This is a genomic window from Micromonospora sp. KC213 (assembly GCF_004348325.1).
Taxonomy (GTDB): Bacteria; Actinomycetota; Actinomycetes; order Mycobacteriales; family Micromonosporaceae; genus Micromonospora.
Map to the genome: position 1 here is coordinate 1 of NZ_SMKF01000311.1, position 2,664 is coordinate 2,664.

Here is a 2,664-nt window from a genome sequence, read left to right on the forward strand (position 1 = left end):
GCCCCGGCCGGTCGCCGGGTTGACCCAGACGCAGATGGACAACGCCAAGGTGATCGTCGACGTGGGCGTCGGGATGGGCATGCCGAAGCGGGGCCTGGTGGTCGCCATCGCCACCGCGATGCAGGAGAGCAACCTGTACAACCTGGCCAGCGACGTGCTGCCCGAGTCGTTCGACCACCCGCACCAGGGCAGCGGCGCCGACCACGACTCGGTCGGGTTGTTCCAGCAGCGTCCGAGCAGCGGTTGGGGCACCGTCGCTGAACTCATGCGCCCCGCCTACGCCGCCCGGGCGTTCTACGCGGCGCTGCGCGAGGTGCCGGGCTGGCAGGACATGAGCATCACCGCCGCCGCACAGGCCGTGCAGGTCTCCGCTTTCCCCGACGCGTACGCCAAGCACGAGGAGCGGGCGCGGATGGTGGTCGCCGCGTTGACCTGAGTGCACCCAGGCCGGGTCAGGCCACCCTGGTGCCCGGCTCCGGTCGCTCCACCGACACCTCCGAGGTTCCGGTGGCGATCCGGGTTGCCGGCACTCCGCCCGCCGACGCCGCGGCGGTCGGGGTTTCCGCCGGCACCACCGCGGTTGGCACCCCGGCCAGGATCCGGTCCGCCCGTGCCTCGCGGCGGCGACGCTCGTGCAGCGCCGCCTCGAACTCCCGGCGGGCCCGTACCGCCTCGGCGTACACCCGCTCCCGTACCTGCCGGGCCTCCTCCCGCGCCGCGTCGAGTTCACCGCGCGCCCGTGCGAGAATCTCGGCCGCCTCCCGCTCCAGGACCGAGACGTCCCGGCGGGCGGACGCCGGCGCGCCCCCGGTGGCCAGTCCCGACCGGTCGACCAGCCCACGCAGCAGGGTCGCCTCCTGCCGGATCTGGTCCCACTCCCGGCCCGTGCCGGCAGCCGCCTCGGCCCGCGCGGCCAGGCGGGTCAACCGGACTCCCAGCTCGTCCAGGCAGGAATCAACCTGCCGGCAGTCGTAGCCGCTGTCAACGACGGAGAATCTCATGCTGTCGCCCCCCAGGAAGCTGGTACCTGTACCCAGCTCGATCCTGGCGCGCGGCGGCGCCCCGGGGAGGGAATCGGGAAAAATGTTCAGTAACTGAGTGTCACCCTCGGTTACCCCATCAGCCGCGTTTGGGCAGCACGACCACCCGGCCGAAGAACTCGTCGATGCGACGGACCACGTCGTTGAAGTCGTCCAGGTCGATCGGCTTGGTCACGTACGCGTTGGCCTGCAGGGTGTAGCTGCCGACGATGTCGTTGTCGGCATTGGAGGTGGTGAGCACGACGATCGGGATGGTCCGTAGATCTTCGTCCCGCTTGACCTCGCCGAGCACCTGCCGCCCGTCCATCCGCGGCATGTTGAGATCCAGCAGGATGACGTCCGGGCGCTGGGCCTCGGCGTGCCGCCCCTCGCGGCGCAGAAACTCCATCGCCTCCTGGCCGTCACTGACCACGTCGATGACCTTTTCGATCTCCGAGTCCACGAGGGCCTCCTCGATCATCAGGACATCGCCCGGATCGTCGTCGACGACCAGGATACGGACGGGCTGCACAGCGCCTCGGCCCATGGGGTTCACACCTGTCTCGTGTCGACGGTCGGGCAGCCACCTGCCCCGGTCGCCCGCTGGCGGGGAATCTAGCCGATCAGGCACGCGGGGACACTGTCGGGTCCACCGCGTCGGGCACGTACCGGAGCACGTCGGCCAGCCCGGTCACCTGAAGCACCCGGTCGACTCGGCCACGCGCCCCGGTCAGCCGCAGCCATCCCCCCGCGGCGGAGGCACGGTTGTCACCACGGACGAACGCCGCGATGCCGGTGGAATCGCAGAAGGTCAGCGCGGACAGGTCGAGCAGCAAATGGCGTTCACCCTCGGCGGCCAGCCGGTCTATGGTGTCATTCAGCTCACCCGAGGTGCTGAGGTCCAGCTCCCCCGCCAGCCGCAGGCATACCCCGCCGCCATCGCGTGGGCTGTGCGTGACGGTGAACGTCAAGGTCGCCCCTCTCACTCGCACCCCTCAGATCCTTGCAGTGGAGCAAGTATAAGCAGTGACGCAGTCACGGCAACGGAACCGCCGCGACCGCCGTGAAGCCTTCCGAGGGACCAGCCGCGCACCGGGCCGCCGCCAGCGCACCTGCGAGCCGATGCGCCAGCGCGCCCACAGCGCGCGGCGAGCGGGATTGTTACGATCCCGGGAAATCCCTGCCCGATCGGCAGCCTGCGGAAAGGTGATCGTGGTGCCATCTGGGAGGAAGCCTGAGGCGGCTCCACTGAGCATGTCCGTCGACCGTGCGAATCCGGAAGCACCGGTCATCTCGATCGGCGGTGACCTCGCGTTCACCACCGTCGAGCCGCTGCGCGCCGAGGTCGACCGGGCACTCGCGGAACGTCCCAGCGTCATCGTCCTCGACTTCGCCCAACTGCTCTTCATCGACAGCACCGGGCTGGCTGTCATCGTGCACGCGTGGCGGGAGGGGCAGCACTGCGGCACCACCCTCCGGCTGCGTAACATCCCGCGCTTCCTGGAAACCATCCTCGACATAACCGGCGTCACCGGGCTGTTGGCGCGACCGCCAGCCGGCCCCGGCGTCGACCACCCCGGCACCGGGCTTCCCGGCCGCCCCGTCGCCACCACCTGAACCCGGCCAGGCGGGGTGGCCCCCGACC

At 70.4% G+C, this 2,664-nt stretch carries 4 protein-coding genes and 1 pseudogene; 2 read left to right on the plus strand and 3 right to left on the minus strand.

Annotated elements, in window-relative coordinates; all coding sequences use genetic code 11:
* Positions 1-436 (plus strand): annotated as a pseudogene (locus E1166_RS30120) (hypothetical protein); the annotation flags it as partial.
* Between the two features lie 16 nt (positions 437-452).
* On the opposite strand, the gene E1166_RS30125 reads toward E1166_RS30120, so the two are convergent.
* From E1166_RS30125 to E1166_RS30135, 3 genes are all read right to left on the minus strand, one after another.
* Positions 453-1,001 carry an ATPase gene (locus E1166_RS30125; RefSeq protein ID WP_132343195.1) on the minus strand — a complete coding sequence of 183 codons (549 nt, stop codon included), beginning with the start codon at positions 999-1,001 and terminating at the stop codon, positions 453-455.
* Between the two features lie 118 nt (positions 1,002-1,119).
* Positions 1,120-1,566: a response regulator gene (locus E1166_RS30130; RefSeq protein ID WP_132343196.1), complete on the minus strand. Its 447-nt coding sequence runs from the start codon at positions 1,564-1,566 to the stop codon at positions 1,120-1,122.
* A gap of 76 nt (positions 1,567-1,642) precedes the next feature.
* Entirely contained in the window at positions 1,643-2,005 is a 363-nt protein-coding gene (locus E1166_RS30135; RefSeq protein WP_243710601.1) for an STAS domain-containing protein, read from the minus strand.
* A gap of 268 nt (positions 2,006-2,273) precedes the next feature.
* Here E1166_RS30135 and E1166_RS30140 point away from each other — a divergent pair, with 268 nt between their 5' ends.
* Positions 2,274-2,636, plus strand: coding sequence for an STAS domain-containing protein (locus E1166_RS30140; protein ID WP_132343198.1), 363 nt, complete (start codon positions 2,274-2,276; stop codon positions 2,634-2,636).
* Positions 2,637-2,664: the final 28 nt, after the last annotated feature.

Coding starts and splice junctions, on each gene's coding strand:
- E1166_RS30125 (WP_132343195.1), bottom strand. CDS start 1,001: ATGAGATTCTCCGTCGTTGACAGCGGCTACGACTGCCGGCAGGTTGAT.
- E1166_RS30130 (WP_132343196.1), bottom strand. CDS start 1,566: ATGGGCCGAGGCGCTGTGCAGCCCGTCCGTATCCTGGTCGTCGACGAC.
- E1166_RS30140 (WP_132343198.1), top strand. CDS start 2,274: ATGTCCGTCGACCGTGCGAATCCGGAAGCACCGGTCATCTCGATCGGC.